Below are 16,455 nucleotides of genomic sequence, written 5' to 3' on the forward strand. Positions count from 1 at the left end.
GAAGTTGGCAGTTGAAGTTGGCAGTTGAAGTTGGCAGTTGTTGGAGTATTAGTTCGTAGTTGTAGTTGCTGTTTTGGTAGTTGTTTGTTTTTGGTTGGTTATTGTGTTGTTGGAAGAAGCAGTACCGCTTGTTCTTGTACACACGCATCACGTGTCGAAGCAGGCAAAAAAAGGCGACTGTCCGCGAGGACAGCCGCCTTTTCCATTTCAGGCAGACGCAAGCCGGTCAAGCCGGCCGGATCACGCCGCGTGCTGCGTCTTTCCTGTTTCAGCCGAGCGCCAGCGCGTCAGCAACTCGTTCCACTTAACCCGCACGCCCTTCAGGTTGTTTTCCTTCACGTGCCCATAGCCACGGATGCCGTCCGGCAGATTCGCCAGTTCGACCGCCAGCTCGCGCTTCTGCGCGGTCAGCCCGCCGATCAGCTCGCGCACGAGTGCCTCGTATTCGACGATCAGCGCACGTTCAGTGCGACGCTCTTCCGTCTTACCGAATACATCAAGTGCCGTCCCGCGCAGGAACTTGAGTTTTGCGAGCACATGCATGGCGCTGAACACCCAAGGTCCGTACTTCTTCTTCACCAGATGACCTTGAGCGTCTTTCTTCGAGAATGTCGGCGGCGCGAGGTGGATGTGCAGCTTCCAGTCGCCTTCGAAATTCGCCTTCAGCTTTTCGATGAACGCCGGGTCGCTGTACAGCCGCGCGACTTCATACTCGTCCTTGTATGCCATCAGTTTGTGCAGGTTTTTCGCGACCGCTTCGGTCAACGGCAGTTGCCCGTCGATCAAATCGAGCGCCGATTCCGCTACACGCACTTGTGACACCAAGGCGCGATAACGGCCGGCATAGGCGTTGTTTTGCCACGCTGCAAGATAGTCGGCACGCTTGTCGATCAACGTGTCGAGCGCTTTCGGCGTGTGCAGCGAAATAATCTTGCTGCTCGTCGTCTCCGCTGCGGCGCCCCGCCCTTGCGACTGCGCGAGCTTGCGCACCGCAGCCAGATCGTGCGCGGCGCGGCGGCCCCATTCGAACGCCGCACGATTCTTCTCAATCTGCACGTTGTTCAACTCGATCGCGCGCATCAGCGATTGATACGTCAGCGGCACCCAGCCGCGTTGCCATGCGTAGCCGAGCACGAACGGATTCGTGTAAATCGCGTCACCGAGCAGTGCGACGGCGAAGTGATTCGCGTCGACCATATCGACGCCGTCGTCGCCCGCACCGGCACGCACATCCGCTTCCGTGCTGCTGCCGGGGAAGCGCCAGTTCGGGTTCTTGATGAGGTCGGCGGTTGGCGTGTGCGCGCTATTCAGCACAACGCGCGTGCGGCCCACCTGCATCCGCGAGACGCATTCGTCGCTGGCGGTGACGATCGCGTCGCAGCCGATCACGAGACTCGCTTCGCCCATCGCGATGCGGGTTGCGTGGATGTCGGCCGGATTTTTGGCGATCTGCACGTGGCTCATCACGGCGCCGCCTTTTTGCGCCAGGCCGGTGACGTCGAGTACCGTCACGCCCTTGTTCTCCAGATGCGCGGCCATGCCGAGCAGCGCGCCGATCGTCACGACTCCGGTGCCGCCGACGCCCGTCACCAGCACGCCATAAGGACGCTCGATCGACGGCAGTTCAGGTTCCGGCACCGGCGGCATCGCGTCACCCACAATGCCCGACGCCGCCTTCGGCTTACGCAGTTGCCCACCTTCCACCGACACGAAGCTCGGGCAAAACCCATTCACGCACGAGAAGTCTTTGTTGCAGGTTGACTGGTTGATCTGACGCTTGGTGCCGTACTCAGTGTCTAGCGGCTCGACCGACAGGCAATTCGACTTCACCGAGCAATCGCCGCAGCCTTCACACACTGCCTCGTTGATCACGACGCGCCGTGCCGGATCCGGATACGTGCCGCGTTTCCTGCGGCGGCGCTTCTCCGTCGCGCAGGTCTGGTCATAAATCAGGATCGTGGTGCCGGAAATCTCGCGGAGCTGGCGCTGAACTTCATCGAGTTTGTCGCGATGATGAATATCGATGCCGGGCGCGAGACCGACGTTCGCGGAATACTTCTCCGGCTCGTCGGTGACGATCACGATCTTCGTCGCGCCTTCGGCGGCGAGTTGATGCGTGATCTGCGGCACGGTCAACACGCCGTCGACCGGCTGGCCGCCCGTCATCGCGACCGCGTCGTTATAGAGAATCTTGTAGGTGATGTTCGCTTTCGACGCGATCGCCGCGCGAATCGCCAGCAGGCCCGAGTGGAAGTAGGTGCCATCGCCGAGATTGGCGAACACGTGTTTGTCGTTGGTGAACGGCGCCTGACCGATCCACGCGACGCCTTCGCCGCCCATCTGGCTAAAGGTGCTGGTGCTGCGGTCCATCCACACGGTCATGTAGTGACAGCCGATGCCGGCCATCGCGCGTGAACCCTCCGGCACATTGGTCGACGTGTTGTGCGGGCAGCCGGAGCAGAACCACGGCTTGCGCTCGGCTTCCACGCGCGGACGCGCCAAGGCTTTTTCCTTCGCTTCGATTACCGCGATGCGCATCGCAATGCGCGCACGCACGTCGGACGGCAGGTCGAACTTGTCGAGCCGCGTGGCGATCGCCTTGGCGATGATCGCCGGCGACAGCTCGTAATGCGCCGGCAGCAGCCAGTTACCCATCGGCACTGACCATTCGCCGCCGGCCCCGTCCTTCTCGTCGAATTTGCCGAACACGCGCGGACGCTGCGCATCGGGCCAGTTGTACAGTTCTTCCTTGATTGCGTATTCGAGTATCTGGCGCTTCTCTTCGACCACCAGAATTTCCTCGAGACCACGCGCGAAGGCTTGTGCACCTTGCGCCTCGAGCGGCCATACACAGCCGACCTTGTAGAGACGGATGCCGATGCGCGAACAGGTTTCGTCGTCGAGACCGAGATCGGTCAGCGCCTGACGCACGTCCAGATACGCCTTGCCGCCGGTCATGATGCCGAAGCGCGCATGCGGCGAATCGATTTCGACGCGATCCAATTTGTTGGCGCGCACGTAGGCGAGCGCTGCGTACCATTTGTAGTCGAGCAGACGCGCTTCCTGCACCAGCGGCGGATCCGGCCAGCGGATGTTCAGGCCGCCTTCGGGCATGGCGAAGTCTTCGGGCAGAATGATCTTCGTACGGTGGGGATCGATATCAACCGAAGCCGACGATTCGACCACGTCGGTCACGCACTTCATCGCGACCCACAGGCCGGAATAGCGGCTCATCGCCCAGCCGTGCAGGCCGAAGTCCAGATATTCCTGCACGTTCGACGGGAACAGCACCGGCAGGCCACAGGCCTTGAAGATGTGTTCGGACTGGTGCGCGAGTGTTGAGGATTTTGCGGCGTGGTCGTCGCCGGCGAGCACCAGAACGCCGCCGTGTTGCGCCGAGCCGGCCGAATTGCCGTGCTTGAAGACGTCACCGGAACGGTCGACGCCTGGGCCCTTGCCATACCACATCGAAAATACGCCGTCGTATTTCGCGCTGGGGTAGAGATTGACCTGCTGTGAACCCCACACGGCGGTTGCCGCGAGGTCTTCATTGACGCCGGGCTGGAACACGACCTGGTGTGCGGCGAGATGCTGCTTTGCCTTCCACAAGGATTGGTCGAGTCCGCCGAGTGGCGATCCGCGGTAACCGGAGATGAAGCCGGCGGTATTGAGCCCGGCGGCCTGGTCGCGTGTCTGTTGCAGCATCGGCAAACGCACCAGCGCCTGGATGCCGCTCATATACGCGCGGCCGCGTTCGAGGGTGTATTTGTCGTCGAGCGTGACGGAAGACAGCGCGGCTTCGAGCGAGGCTCGCTGACCTGCATCTAGCGGGGCATTCATTATGTGTACTCCTCCAACCAGTTTGGGATCACCAAAACTTTTTTTGGGCCGCGGCATCTTGTGAATGCGTGGGGCCGGGGTCGCCATATTGACGGGTTTTAAGTGATGGTAGCACTGGTGAAAACCCGCCGCAGCGTGCCAAAAATGCGGCGATGCAACGTGATACTCATGAAACTCACCGGATTACTTTCAGCGGCGCGATGCCGCTGTAACAAGCTGTAAAAACTACAAATCTTCGGAACCGCAGTTGAAATGTCTGTCTAATAGCCACCTGCGAGCAATGTCTGCGTAACGATCCGCATTCGGTGGAGCTTCAGGACAGCAGGGCAGTTAGAAAAGGAGTACGCATGAACACCAGAAATATCCAGACCTTCCTGATGGTTTCGGCCGCTTTCTTCGCCATGAGCGCGCCGGTGCGCTCGAACTCGGGCAGCGAAGGGGCGCTGTCGAATGCAGTGATTCGTACGGCGCAAGTCGCGCAGGCACGCATTGCGGTGGACCGAGTTGCACGATCCGCGAATACCGGTGAGGAAGACCAGAATTCGTGATGCGTCGCTAAGGCGGCGTGGTGGTTGAAATCAGGCTGCCGTCCGGCTGCGGACGATGGCTTCAACGAAAAACGGGCGATGATCGCAAGATCGTCGCCCTTTTTTATTGCGCCGACATCAGCAAGCCTGCAGGCGCGACATCAAACCTTGTCCTGCACCACGCCGCGGCGAATCTGATCCAGCTCGATCGATTCGAAGAGCGCCTTGAAGTTGCCCTCACCGAAGCCCTGATTGCCCTTGCGCTGAATGATCTCGAAGAAGATCGGGCCGATCTGGTTTTCGGTAAAGATCTGCAGCAGCAGGTCGTCCGGCGCACCGTCGATCAGGATCTTGCGCTTACGCAATTCGTCAAGCGGCTCGCCGTGGTTCGGCACACGACGATTGACCAGTTCATAGTAGGTGTCGATCGTATCGAGCAGCGAGATGTTCGCGGCGCGTAAGCCGTCTACCGTGCGGTAGATGTCGTTGCTGCCCAGCGCGATGTGTTGGATGCCTTCGCCATGGTACGCGTCGAGATATTCCTGGATCTGACCGGCCACGTCCGAACCCTCTTCGTTGATCGGAATGCGGATCTTGCCGCACGGCGAGGTCATCGCCTTCGATTTCACGCCGGTCACCTTGCCTTCGATGTCGAAGTAACGCACTTCGCGGAAATTGAACAGACGCTCGTAGAACTCCGCCCATTCCTGCATGCGGCCGCGATGGACGTTGTGCGTCAGGTGATCGATGTAGGTCAGGCCGTGGCCGACCGGATTCGGATTCGCGCCGGGAATCGGCTCGAAGTCGACGTCGTAAATATCGATATTGCCAATGCTGTTCGGCTCAGCGCCGTTCTTGCCGCGCCAGCGGTCGACGAAATAGATCAACGAGTCGCCGATGCCCTTGATTGCCGGAATGTTCAGTTCCATCGGACCGGTCTTGTTATCGAAACCCCACGCGCCTTTTTCCAAGGCTTGCTGGTAGGCCTTCCCCGCGTCCTGCACGCGGAAAGCGATCGCGCAGATCGACGGGCCATGCAGGCGCGTGAAACGTTGCGCGAACGAATCCTGTTCCCCGTTGACGATGAAGTTGATTTCACCCTGGCGATACAGCGTCACGTCTTTATGACGATGCCGCGCGACGGCGGTAAAGCCCATCTGTTCGAACAGCTTGCCGAGCGCCTTCGGATCCGGTGCGGTGTATTCAATGAATTCGAAGCCGTCGGTGCCGACCGGATTTTCCCAAGTTGAAACCTGCATTGTCTGTCTCCTGTGTCGACCGGAGTTAGCGCTTCAGCGCTTACTCCGGTGCCATGCCAACCTAAGGGGCGCGCGCATTGCACGACTGAGTGCCGCAAGTGTAAAGGCCGGCTGACGACGAAAACTTGCGAACTTAATCGCATGTCGATACGCTTGAGCTATTTTCTAGCGCAATTTTTCAAGTGGGCGGCAGAAAATGGCCAATATAGAGATAGATGCCATCGACAGACGCATTCTGGCGATCCTTCAGGAGAACGGCAGGCTGTCGAATCAGGAGATCGCCGAGCGCATCAACCTGTCGCCGAGCCCGTGTCTACGCCGTATCCGTCGGCTGGAGGAGAGCGGCGTGATTCGCGGATATGTCGCGTTGCTCGATGCGCAAAAGCTTGGGCTCGATCTGTTGGCCTACGTCAACGTGCGATTGGAAAAGCGCAGTGGTCCCGCACTCAGTCCGCGCGGCGACGCCACGCATGCCGATCTGTTCCGCGCAGCGGTGCAGACGTGGCCCGAAGTGGTCGCATGTCACGCGATGACGGGCGACATGGATTACCTGCTGCGGGTGCAGGTCGAGGATATGGCGCACTTTTCACGTTTCGTGCAGGAGCAGTTGCTGCACCATCCCTCTGTAATCGACGTGAAGACGAGCTTTTCGCTCGAGAAGTTCAAGGAGACGACGGCATTGCCGATTTTGTGAGCGCGGGCGGCCAAGGAGTTGGAAAACAAAAAGGGCAGCCACAAGGCCGCCCTTTGTCATTTCGGCGAAGCGCGGGCCGGTTAGGCCGCCGCTGCTGTCGGCAAAAACGATTCGAACAGTTTCGACGCCTGGCGCGCTTGCCGCTTAAGAGCGTAATCGAACACTGCGGCTTGTTCTTGCAGCATCTCAGCAATGATGCTCGATTGGTCTGCCGGCGGAAGGGTCAGATAGGCGTCTGCTTCACCGTAGGCGTATTCAATCTTCATGCCGGCCTTCTTCGCGATGTGCATCATGGTCGAATTGCGCGACAGGCAGTGCATGTAAAGCATGGTGACATGCGTATTGCGGCTGCGGATGGCGGCGCGCTCGAAGAGCTTGGAGCCAATCCCTTGGCCGCGGACGCTTTCCAGCACCGACACGCCGAACTCGGCGGTACGCTTGTCGGCTTCGGCTGGAAGATACGCCAGATGGCCGACGCCCGTAAGCTGCAACTGGCTATTGAATACACCGAAGACCGTGTCGCGCGTGAAATCGATCGCGCGGACGTAGTTTTCAATGACGTGGTTCGGCACGATCTGGCCGAAGCGCAGGAGGCGGTCGTCTTCGTCGAGCGCGAGGAAGTGGGTCAGCAGCCGATCGCGATCGATCGCGGTGAGTTCACGGACCAGAGCAGGTGCGCGACCGGCTGGCTGCAACAGCCGATCGTGCGCGACGATCGGCTCAGCGGCGCGGGGTGTAAGCATGTTCATGGTCGGGTTCTCCTTTAGATCAAGCGGCATGGTGCACCGCAAAAATCATTCTAACGGAAACCCTGGTTTCGTACTAGGGAAAACCCGTATCAAATATCAAGGGGGTGGTCTAAGATGTTGATACCCTATTTTTATATTGTTGATTATTAAATGAAAATAAACTGAACGAACGTGCGTGAAAAGATGTCGCATCCGGGCAACTCGCAGCGATTATTCCTTCTGAATAATGCTGCCGTGCGCAATCAGATCTCGGCTGAACTCAACCCATGGTCCACCATGTCGACCACCTGCTCGGCAAATTCCCGGTAGCCCATCCGGCCGTCCGGCTTGAGCCAGGTGAACGTCCAGTTGATCATGCCGAACACCATCATCGTGAGGGCTGTCTGGTTTTCACGCGTGGCGCGTTCCGGATAGGCGCGTGCCAACTGCCGCGCGAAAGCCGCGACCACGTCGCGCTGACGGTTCAGGATTACCTCGCGCTGGGTGTCGACCAGATACTTCACGTCATTCAGAAGCGCAACGTGTCGGCTGTGAGAGGTCTCGTATTCGGACAGAAACGCCCGGATCAGCTCCGCGAAGGTTTCCCGCTCCGTCAGCCCGCGGCGTTGGCTCGCGCCTTCCACCTCGGCGATGATCAGCATCAGGCGCTTCGTGTAACGGTCCAGCAGATCGAACAGGATCGCTTCCTTGCTCGCGTAGTAGTGGTACAGGCGCGCTTTCGAAGTACCGCTCGCGGCGGCGAGATCGGCCATCGAGGTGCTCGGGTAGCTGGTCTGGGCAAATTTCTCCGCGGCTAGTTCGAGAATCTGGTCGCGCTGGGTTTCGTGGTCGGGGGCTCGGGTGCGGGCCATGGTCGTCTATTTTATTAGTGTGGACAGGGGGCAAGCGCCGCGCTCAATTCCAGCGTGCGCCATGCGCTTGCGTCGCCGCGCAGCTTGATGCGCCGGGTTGCGGCCAGTTCGCGGAAGCGCCACAGCACGATGCTGTCGCTCACCAGAAACCAGAGTTCGGCGGTCATTACCTCTGCGGCAACACGCGCGGCGGGCTGCCAGTCCTCGGTGACGTGCTCGAGAATCAGCGCGTCCAGATCGGCGAAGCTGCCGCTCGTGAAGGTGTTGACGCGCCAGCGCCGCGTTTCGCCGTTCGCGTGCTTGGCTTCCTGCCATTCGAGCGCGAGCCGGCTGATGCGCAGAACCGAAATCGGCGCCGCGTCCAGCAGACGCCCTTGCAGCACAGCGGGCGCGAACATGCCGACGGATGTCGCGCGGTCTGTGCGGCTATGTGCCCATGCGCCCGGATCGGTGAGCTCGCGAATCGACAGACGCACTTCATTTAACCGCTGCGGGCTATTGCGCAGGTGATAGCAGACGCGGCGCAGCATCAACTGATCGGCTGCGCTTTCGCCGTGCCAGACCACCAGATTTGCGTCGCCGCGCGCGATGTTCTCCAGTGCCGCCGCCTGCTCGCGGAATTCCCGAAGGAAATCCCGCTTGGTGTCCGCGCTAACACGATCCCAGAAATTCGCTCGTACTTCGGGTGCGTCGTCGATACCGCGCAGCGGACCGACCGCCAGATCGTCGCGCAATGCGTGCACGCGATCGTCGCGGGCCGCCTCGGCTAGCGCGGCGCGCAGTGACTCGGCGGCGACATCGCCGTTGGTGAGGTGGATCGTGCTCATCGGCAGTGGCTTGGCCTGGCAAATAACGCAATGGACAAAAGGGGCCGCTCATCGACCGGGACTGTTGTCCGATCGCGAGCGGCCCCTAGTGTAAGCGGATCGCGAACCTGCCGAAAGCGTTGCGGGTGTCGCACGACCGCGCGCCGCGCGCGACTCAACGTTCGTCGTAACTCACCACCACGCGATCGCTGATCGGATGGCATTGGCAGGTCAGCACGAAACCGTCGCGGATTTCGTGCTCTTCCAGTGTGTAGTTCTTTTCCATCTTCACCTCGCCTTCCAGCACCTTCGCGCGGCACGTGCAACAGACGCCGCCCTTGCATGCATACGGCAACGCGAGACCTGCCCGCAAGCCGACGTCGAGCACGCTCACGCCCTGATACGGTAGACGCAGCTTGCGTCTTTTCCCGTCGAGCACGATTTCGAGGTCGGCGGCCGGCGTATCGTCCGTGATTTCGACCGGCGGCACACCTGCCTGCGGCAGCGGCGACCCGAAGCGTTCGACGTGCACCTTTTCCGGCGGCACGCCAGCGGCTTTCAGCGCGGCCTCGGCGGCATCCATCATCGGGGCGGGCCCGCAGATGAAAGCTTCGTCGATTGCGTCGGCCGGCAGCAGGTTCTCGATGAAGGCCGCACACTTTTGTTGATCGAGCACGCCGTTGAACAGCTCGACGTCCTGCAGGTCGTCGGACAGCACGTGATAGAGCACGAAGCGGTTCATGAACCGATTCTTCAGATCTTCGAGCTCTTCCGCGAACATGATCTGATCGACGCTGCGGTTGCCGTACACCAGCGTGAACGTGCTGCGCGGCTCGATTTCTAGCGTGGTCTTGATGATCGCGAGCACCGGCGTGATGCCCGAGCCGCCGGAAAACGCGAGGTACTGCTGGCCCTGGTCGGCGTTCAGGTGGGTGAAAAAGCGGCCGTCCGGCGTCATCACGTCGATCGTGTGGCCGGGCTGCAGCGTGTCGAACGCGAAGTTCGAGAAACGCCCGCCACGCACGCGCTTGATGCCGATGCGCAGTTCGCCATCGCGGTCGTAATCGGTGACGCCGACGCAGATCGAATAGGAACGGCGCGTTTCCTCACCGTCGATGTGCGTTTTCAGCGTAACGAACTGGCCCTGCGTGAAGCGGTAGTGATCCCGCAGTTCGACAGGGACTTCGAAGGCGACCGAGACCGCGTCGGCGGTTTCGGGCCGCACATCGCGGATACGCAGCGGATGAAATTGCGGGGTAGCCATATCAGTAGGGTTTGAAGTAGTCGAAGGGTTCGCGGCAGTCGATACAGCGGTACAAGGCCTTGCAGGCCGTCGAGCCGAATTGCGCGAGACGCTCGGTATGCGCCGAGCCGCAGCGAGGGCACGAGGGCGCCGGCAACGCGCGCGGCACGAAGCGCATCACCTTTTCCTGAGACGGCGCAGCGGAACCGCAATTGCCCGTGGGTGGCGCGATGCCATAGACACGCAGTTTTTCGCGGGCCTCGGCAGTCATCCAGTCGGTGGTCCAAGCCGGCGCGAGCACGGTAGCGATCCGATAGGGTGTCAGTTCAGCGACCTCGAGCGCATGCCCGACGTCTTCGGCGATCTGCGACATCGCCGGACACCCGGAATAAGTCGGCGTGATCACGACTTCGAGCGTGCCATCGGCCGCGCGGCGTATGTCGCGCAAAATGCCGAGCTCACGAATCGATACCACCGGAATCTCCGGATCGGGCACCGTTTCGAGTACCGCCCATGCGCGTTCAAGCGCGGTGTCGGCGGCGTGCGTGGCAGTCGAGATCGTCATCGTCGGATTCCGGTTAGGCGCTTACCAGGTGGCGCCGGGATGCTGGCGCGCGAGGCTCTGCATGTCGGCCAGCACGAAGCCCATGTGCTCCGAGTGCTCGCCGCGCTTGCCGGTCGTGACATGCTTGACCGGTTCGGGCAGCGTCAGGGTGGCTTCGTCGAGCGTGGCGCGTACGTCTTCAAGCCATGCTGCTTCGAGGTTCGACGTTAGCGGCCCGATGCCGGCGGCGGCGATGGTCTCCTCTACGGCATCCGTGCTGAAAAACTCGCGCGTGTACGGCAGGAGATAGTCGAGCGCGGCTTGTGCGCGGCGATGCGATTCATCCGTGCCGTCGCCGAAACGAATCAGCCATTCGCGTGCGTGGTGCACGTGATAGCTGGTTTCCTTGATCGACTTCGAGGCGATCGCCGCAAGTTGTTCATCCTTCGACGTAGTAAGCGCGGTCCACAGATGCGCCATCAGCGTCGAGTACAGGAAATTGCGCACGATCGTGACCGCATAGTCCTTCTCGGCTTGCGCGGTGCCGGCGAGCGGGCCGTAATGCGGTAACTCGGACAGCGTGTAATTGGCGAACTCGCGCTCCGCGCGGAAGTAGGCGTAATCGTCTTCCGTGCGGCTTTTTCCGGTGAGTTGCTGTTCCAGCGAGGCGGCGTGCGTGTACAACAGGCGCGCCTGACCGATCAGATCGAGACTCATGTTCGACAGCGCGATGTCCTCTTCGAGGATCGGGCCGTGGCCGCACCACTCGGCATTGCGTTGACCGAGGATCAGCGCGGTATCCGCGAGGCGCAGTACGTACTGCAGATGTTGGGGCGTGAGGTTCATGGCCGCGCTTACATGTGGTTGACTTCGTCGGGGAGCGTGTAGAACGTCGGATGGCGATAAATCTTGTCGCCCGCCGGTTCGAACAGCTCGGCTTTGTCTTCCGGCGCGGACGCCGTAATCGCCGACGACGGCACCACCCAGATGCTCACGCCTTCCTGGCGGCGCGTGTAGACGTCGCGCGCCATGCGCAGCGCCATCGGCGCGTCGGCGGCGTGCAGGCTGCCGCAGTGTTTATGGTCGAGTCCCTGCTTGCTGCGCACGAAGACTTCCCAAATCGGCCATTCCTTGTTCATCACTGATCTCCTGATACTTTGTCTGGCTTGTCGCCTTGCTTAGGCGGCTTGCTGTTGCGCCCGCTGGCGCTGCTTTTCGGCATGGGCGAGCGCGGCTTCACGCACCCACGCGCCTTCGTTGTGAGCTTTCACGCGGGTCGCGAGCCGCTCGCGGTTGCAAGGGCCGTCGCCGTTCACGACGCGCCAGAATTCTTCCCAGTCGATGTCGCCGTAGTCGTGGTGGCCGCGGGCTTCGTTCCATTTCAGGTCTGGGTCCGGCAGGGTGACGCCGAGCACCTTGGCCTGGTCGACGGTGGCGTCGACGAACTTCTGGCGCAGATCGTCGTTCGAGATGCGCTTGATGCCCCATTTCGACGACTGACTGCTATGGATCGAGTCTTTGTCGCTCGGGCCGAACATCATCAGCACCGGCCACCACCAGCGGTTCACGGCTTGCTGGACCAACTCACGTTGCGCTTCGGTGCCGCCCATCATCGACATCAGCGCGTCGAAACCTTGACGCTGATGGAATGACTCTTCCTTGCAGATGCGGATCATCGCGCGGGCGTACGGTCCATAAGTGCAACGGCACAGCGGAATCTGGTTCATGATCGCCGCGCCATCCACCAGCCAGCCGATCACGCCGACGTCTGCCCACGTGGGCGTCGGATAATTGAAGATGCTCGAATATTTGGCTTTGCCCGAGTGCAGCGCCGCGATGAGTTGATCGCGCGACACGCCGAGCGTTTCCGCCGAGCTATATAGATAGAGGCCGTGGCCGGCTTCGTCCTGCACTTTGGCCAGCAGAATCGCCTTGCGCTTGAGGCTGGGCGCGCGCGTGATCCAGTTGCCTTCCGGCAGCATGCCGACGATTTCCGAATGCGCGTGCTGCGAGATTTGCCGCACCAGCGTCTTGCGGTAAGCGTCAGGCATCCAGTCTTGTGGCTCGATCTTGCCATCGGCGGCCATGACTGCATCGAACTGCGCCTGCTCAGGCGAACTCGCTGCGGTATCGAGCGGGGCGACATTGCCGGGGATATCCAGGGATTGCGTGTACATGGGGACGCTCTCAGCGGAAGTTGTCTGTGTCTGCGCAGTATAAACCAACCGACCGGTCGGTTAATAAATTTTTTGAGACGGCTAGCGGGTATGGATAGCGAGAAGAGCGTCCGCTGCCGGAGCGTTTCGCGACCGCCGCCGCCCCGTGCCGACGCTTAACCTATAAAATCACGAATTGGCCGCGATTTGCGGCCTTTCTGCGTCCCCCGGTACTCATGTTACGTTTAAGCGAAATCAAACTCCCGCTCGACCACCCCGAGAGCGTTCTCGAAGCCGCCGTCCGCGCGCGCCTCGCAGAACTTGGTGTGGGAGAGGACGGGCTCATCCGTTACACCGTGTTCCGCCGCGCGCACGATGCGCGCAAGCGCGCCGACATCAAGCTCACGTACATCGTCGATGTCGAGGTGAAGGATGAAACGGCCGCGCTCAAGCGGCTCGCCGATGTGCCGCACTGCGGTGTAACGCCGGACATGGCATACCGTTTCGTTGCTAAAGCGCCGACGCAACTGACCTCCCCGCGTCCGGTCGTGATCGGCATGGGCCCGTGCGGACTTTTTGCCGGCCTGATCCTGGCCCAAATGGGCTTTCGGCCGATCATTCTCGAACGCGGCAAGGCCGTGCGCGAGCGCACCAAAGATACTTTCGGGCTGTGGCGCAAGTCGGTGCTGAATCCTGAATCGAACGTGCAGTTCGGCGAAGGCGGCGCGGGCACGTTCTCGGACGGCAAGCTTTACAGTCAGATCAAGGATCCAAAACACTACGGCCGCAAGGTGCTCGATGAATTCGTCCGGGCGGGCGCGCCGGAAGACATTCTTTATCTGAGCCGGCCTCATATCGGCACGTTTCGGCTCGTCAGCATGGTCGAAAAGATGCGCGCGACCATCCACGAGTTGGGCGGCGAGGTGCGTTTCGAGACGCGCGTCGACGATATTGAGATTGATCAGGGCAAGGTGCGCGGGCTCAAGCTGTCGACCGGCGAGACCTTGCGCTGCGATCATGTGGTGCTGGCGGTCGGCCATAGCGCTCGCGACACCTTCCAGATGCTGAGTGACCGCGGTGTCTATCTCGAAGCGAAACCGTTTTCCCTCGGCTTCCGGATCGAGCATCCGCAGGGGCTGATCGACCGCAGCCGTTTCGGCAAGTTCGCCGGCCACAAGCAACTGGGCGCGGCTGACTATAAGGTAGTGCATCACTGCAGCAACGGGCGCGCGGTTTATAGCTTCTGTATGTGTCCGGGCGGTACCGTGGTGGCGGCGACTTCCGAGCCGGGCCGCGTGGTGACCAACGGCATGAGCCAGTACTCGCGGGCGGAGCGCAATGCCAATGCCGGGATTGTTGTCGGTATTACACCGGACGATTATCCGGGCGGCCCGCTCGCCGGCATCGCCTTCCAGCGCAAATGGGAAGAGCGGGCGTTCGAGCTCGGCGGCGGTAACTATATGGCGCCGGGCCAACTGGTCGGCGACTTTATCGCTGGGCGGCCGTCTACGTCGCTGGGTTCGGTGGTGCCGTCGTACAAACCCGGCGTGCATCCGACCGATCTGAGCACCGCGCTGCCCGATTACGTGATCGAGGCGATTCGCGAAGCGTTGCCGCAAATGGACAAGAAAATCGCCGGCTTCGCGATGCATGACGCGGTGCTGACGGGCGTTGAGACGAGAACATCGTCGCCGATTCGGGTGCGTCGCCGGGATGACTATCAGAGTATGAACGTCGAGGGTTTGTATCCGGCCGGCGAGGGCGCGGGGTATGCCGGTGGGATCTACTCTGCAGCCATCGACGGCATCGAAGTGGCCGAGGCGCTTGCGTTAAAGATGACTGGGGCCAAGACGGCCTGATCTGGTTTTGCGGTGGACGTGCGCTTTCGATCCAACCGCCGGCGGCGGGGGCGGCATGCGGCACTGCGCCGCGCTGGCCATTGCGATCGGGCACAATGCACGCTTCGCCTCGAACCGACCACCTGAATGACCATTCGCTCTCTGGCTGCCGCATGTGGCGCGGCGCTGCTTTGCCAATTTGCCGTTTCCTCGACCGTTTTCGCCGCCGATGCTCCGGCGCACTGGGTCTCCGCATGGGCGACGGCGTTGCAACCCATCCCGCAACGGGCGGACTTGCCGCCGTTATATCGCGCTCCGGAGGTAGCAGGGCGCACGGTTCGCCAGGTCGTATATCCGACGCTTTCCGGTAAATCCGCACGAATCCATCTCAGTAACGAGTACGGCAAGACTGCGCTCGTCATCGACGACCTGCGCATCGCGCGCTCGGCCGGCGGCGCGGCGGCGTTGGGCAATGGCGAGGCGCGCGTGACGTTTGGCGGCAAGAACTCCGTGAGCATACCTGCGGGCGCAGAACTGGATAGCGACCCGGTTGCTGTCGATATGGACCAAGGTGCCCCCTATGCAATCAGCGCATTCATGGGGCCGGAACAGCGAATCGTGGCGTGGCACCGTGTCTCGAACCAGGTGAATTACATTTCCGCTCCGGGCAATCACACCGCCGACACCTCCGCCGATTCATTTCGTGGCCGGTTTACGCAATATGTGTGGGTGACGGGTTTGTCGGTGGATGCGCCGTCATCGGCCGCCGTTGCGGCGATCGGCGACTCGATCACGGACGGTATGCGCTCCAGTCTCAATCAGAATCGGCGCTGGCCGGATGCGCTGGCTCGCCGGTTCGTCGGCGCCGGCAACCGCGCTACCGCGATCGTCAACCTGGGTATTAGCGGCAATCGCTTGCTAAGCGACTCACCGTGCTATGGCGACGCGCTCGTCCGGCGCTTTGATCGCGACGTGCTCGAACGCCCGGGGGTGAGGGCGGCGATTCTGCTGATCGGCATCAACGACATCAACTTCGCGGAGATGCCGGCTCGCCGCGGTCTCGATTGCGATTTCCCGCATACCTCGGTGACGGCTGCCGACCTTATTGCTGGCTATCAACGGGTGATCGCCGCCGCGCGGCACCGTGGCGTTAAGATGTTCGGCGCGACGCTGACGCCGGCATCACTGTCGGCGTCGCGAGAGAGTATCCGGCTAGCGGTCAACCAATGGATTCGAACCAGCCACGCTTTCGACGGGGTGGTAGATTTCGACGCTGCACTACGCGACCCGGCGCAACCCAACCGGTTGCAGCGCGCCTTTGACAGCGGCGACCACATCCATCCCAGCGACGCCGGCTACACCGCAATGGCCGACGCGTTTCCTGTGACTGTTTTGGTGAATTCAACCCGTAAGTGAGCCGACAAAAAATATTTCCGTCAAACCCTTGTTGCATAGCTAATGTTCGCCTATTATTCGCCTCCTCGTTTCGAACGAGCGCCGCTGCAGAAATCAGTGGCCGTAGCGTCAGCAAGGTTTTAAGCGAAAGCGAAAAAATGATATTGACGAAACGAAAGAGATTCTCCATAATCTCGTTTCTCTGCTGCTGATGCAGCGACGCAGAACGAAGCGGTGCCGGGTAGGTGAAGGTGGCACGGTTCGGTGGTGATTGCGTATTCGATCTTTAAAAATTAACAGCCGATAAGTGTGGGCGCTTGATGCGCGACGCGCGGTGGACTCTTCGGGGTCTGCTGGAAGCGAAAGTATCAAGACTCACACGAGTATTAAAGGAAGGTTTTCCTGCTGGGGTGGATTCACGCCGGCAGGGGGATCATTCGTCAGTACGTTGAGTGAGCGACCGGGTTCGGAAGAGCCCGAAAAACAGTAACAGGTTTGAACTGAAGAGTTTGATCCTGGCTCAGATTGAACGCTGGCGGCATGCCTTACACAT

At 61.0% G+C, this 16,455-nt stretch carries 14 protein-coding genes; 4 read left to right on the plus strand and 10 right to left on the minus strand.

Features of this window, described 5'->3' with window-relative positions; all coding sequences use genetic code 11:
- Positions 1-240: 240 nt before the first annotated feature.
- Positions 241-3,840: an indolepyruvate ferredoxin oxidoreductase family protein gene (locus ACAX43_RS23920; protein ID WP_370710877.1), complete on the minus strand. Its 3,600-nt coding sequence runs from the start codon at positions 3,838-3,840 to the stop codon at positions 241-243.
- Positions 3,841-4,187: 347 nt separating this feature from the next.
- Here ACAX43_RS23920 and ACAX43_RS23925 point away from each other — a divergent pair, with 347 nt between their 5' ends.
- Positions 4,188-4,388 (plus strand): hypothetical protein, encoded by a 201-nt coding sequence (locus ACAX43_RS23925; protein ID WP_370710878.1) that lies wholly within the window; start codon positions 4,188-4,190, stop codon positions 4,386-4,388.
- A gap of 140 nt (positions 4,389-4,528) precedes the next feature.
- On the opposite strand, the gene hppD is transcribed toward ACAX43_RS23925, so the two are convergent.
- Positions 4,529-5,626 (minus strand): 4-hydroxyphenylpyruvate dioxygenase, encoded by a 1,098-nt coding sequence (gene hppD / locus ACAX43_RS23930; protein ID WP_370710879.1) that lies wholly within the window; start codon positions 5,624-5,626, stop codon positions 4,529-4,531.
- Between the two features lie 196 nt (positions 5,627-5,822).
- Between hppD and ACAX43_RS23935 the strand changes: the two genes are divergently transcribed.
- Entirely contained in the window at positions 5,823-6,320 is a 498-nt protein-coding gene (locus ACAX43_RS23935; RefSeq protein WP_370710880.1) for an Lrp/AsnC family transcriptional regulator, read from the plus strand.
- An 80-nt stretch (positions 6,321-6,400) separates the two neighbouring features.
- On the opposite strand, the gene ACAX43_RS23940 is transcribed toward ACAX43_RS23935, so the two are convergent.
- The 8 genes from ACAX43_RS23940 to paaA form a co-directional block, all read right to left on the minus strand.
- A complete protein-coding gene (locus ACAX43_RS23940) occupies positions 6,401-7,069 on the minus strand; it encodes a GNAT family N-acetyltransferase (protein WP_370710881.1) in 669 nt (222 codons plus the stop codon).
- Between the two features lie 242 nt (positions 7,070-7,311).
- Positions 7,312-7,920, minus strand: coding sequence for a TetR/AcrR family transcriptional regulator (locus tag ACAX43_RS23945; protein ID WP_370710882.1), 609 nt, complete (start codon positions 7,918-7,920; stop codon positions 7,312-7,314).
- 14 nt (positions 7,921-7,934) lie between these two features.
- Positions 7,935-8,747: a DUF1835 domain-containing protein gene (locus ACAX43_RS23950; RefSeq protein ID WP_370710883.1), complete on the minus strand. Its 813-nt coding sequence runs from the start codon at positions 8,745-8,747 to the stop codon at positions 7,935-7,937.
- A gap of 154 nt (positions 8,748-8,901) precedes the next feature.
- A complete protein-coding gene (gene paaE / locus ACAX43_RS23955) occupies positions 8,902-9,990 on the minus strand; it encodes a 1,2-phenylacetyl-CoA epoxidase subunit PaaE (RefSeq protein ID WP_370710884.1) in 1,089 nt (362 codons plus the stop codon).
- A gap of 1 nt (position 9,991) precedes the next feature.
- On the minus strand, positions 9,992-10,534 hold the full coding sequence (paaD, locus tag ACAX43_RS23960; RefSeq protein ID WP_370710885.1) for a 1,2-phenylacetyl-CoA epoxidase subunit PaaD: 543 nt from the start codon (positions 10,532-10,534) through the stop codon (positions 9,992-9,994).
- 21 nt (positions 10,535-10,555) lie between these two features.
- Positions 10,556-11,359, minus strand: coding sequence for a 1,2-phenylacetyl-CoA epoxidase subunit PaaC (gene paaC / locus ACAX43_RS23965; protein WP_370710886.1), 804 nt, complete (start codon positions 11,357-11,359; stop codon positions 10,556-10,558).
- Positions 11,360-11,367: 8 nt separating this feature from the next.
- Entirely contained in the window at positions 11,368-11,652 is a 285-nt protein-coding gene (gene paaB / locus ACAX43_RS23970) for a 1,2-phenylacetyl-CoA epoxidase subunit PaaB (RefSeq protein WP_007179854.1), read from the minus strand.
- Between the two features lie 39 nt (positions 11,653-11,691).
- Complete coding sequence (paaA, locus tag ACAX43_RS23975; protein WP_370710887.1) at positions 11,692-12,690, minus strand: 1,2-phenylacetyl-CoA epoxidase subunit PaaA; 999 nt, start codon at positions 12,688-12,690, stop codon at positions 11,692-11,694.
- A 215-nt stretch (positions 12,691-12,905) separates the two neighbouring features.
- On the opposite strand from paaA, the gene ACAX43_RS23980 reads away from it, so the two are divergent.
- Positions 12,906-14,528, plus strand: a complete 1,623-nt coding sequence (locus ACAX43_RS23980; protein WP_370710888.1) for an NAD(P)/FAD-dependent oxidoreductase — start codon at positions 12,906-12,908, stop codon at positions 14,526-14,528.
- A 126-nt stretch (positions 14,529-14,654) separates the two neighbouring features.
- Positions 14,655-15,923 (plus strand): SGNH/GDSL hydrolase family protein, encoded by a 1,269-nt coding sequence (locus ACAX43_RS23985; RefSeq protein ID WP_370710889.1) that lies wholly within the window; start codon positions 14,655-14,657, stop codon positions 15,921-15,923.
- Positions 15,924-16,455: the final 532 nt, after the last annotated feature.

Source organism: Paraburkholderia sp. IW21, assembly GCF_041321145.1.
Classification (GTDB): Bacteria; Pseudomonadota; Gammaproteobacteria; order Burkholderiales; family Burkholderiaceae; genus Paraburkholderia.